The following is a 664-nucleotide window of genomic DNA, read 5'->3' on the forward strand; positions in this document are numbered from 1 at the left end:
ACACTAACTTCCACCATAGCGGAACTTAATCTGAAACGCTTTCAGATGAGGAGATTTTGTGCGCTCTTTTTTTCGATTCATTTCGGTTACAAAAGTTATAAAATCATGGAACCTGAGACAAAATAGTTCTCAGCCACAAAGAAGCTAGAGATTTCCAATTGCGGAACTCTAGCTTTTTAATTTTGAGTCGTTCTCTTATTGTATTTGAGGAGGTTATTGGCCATAAGTACCAATCCCATGTCAATTCTCACTTGACGCTTCCCTCTCAGATTACATCTCTTGTAACCCAAACAAGCCTTTATCTGCCCACAGACAGGTTCCACATCAATCTTGTGTTGAGCGAAAATCTGTCTTCCTTCGGGAGATAAAAGCGCCTGATATTCTTTAGCTTTCAAGTTTTGATAGCGTTCGTTCATACTACAGTCCCTTTTGAGGGGCTACTTTCAGTAGCGATTTGAAGATTATAAGCAGCCTTGAGTTGGCCATTTTTCATATAGTCTTCTTTCATTCGCATAAAAGTGGCATCTGGATTGGTTTTGGAAAAACTGTTACGCCCTTCAAATGTCTCCTGATACTTCTCATACTTTTCAGCACGTACTGAAAAATCATCTTTGACTTTACGCAAGACTTTCTTGAGTTTACGACGCGGGATTTTACGTTCATC

At 39.5% G+C, this 664-nt stretch carries 1 protein-coding gene and 1 pseudogene; both read right to left on the reverse strand.

Annotation, left to right across the window (positions count from 1 at the left end):
• Positions 1–176: 176 nt before the first annotated feature.
• Complete coding sequence (locus tag B7692_RS11560) at positions 177–416, reverse strand: transposase (protein ID WP_084930336.1); 240 nt, start codon at positions 414–416, stop codon at positions 177–179.
• Positions 417–442: 26 nt separating this feature from the next.
• A pseudogene (locus tag B7692_RS11565) lies at positions 443–664 on the reverse strand (IS1182 family transposase); the annotation flags it as partial.

The sequence above is a fragment of the Streptococcus mitis genome (assembly GCF_002096925.1).
Lineage (GTDB): Bacteria > Bacillota > Bacilli > Lactobacillales > Streptococcaceae > Streptococcus > Streptococcus mitis_AF.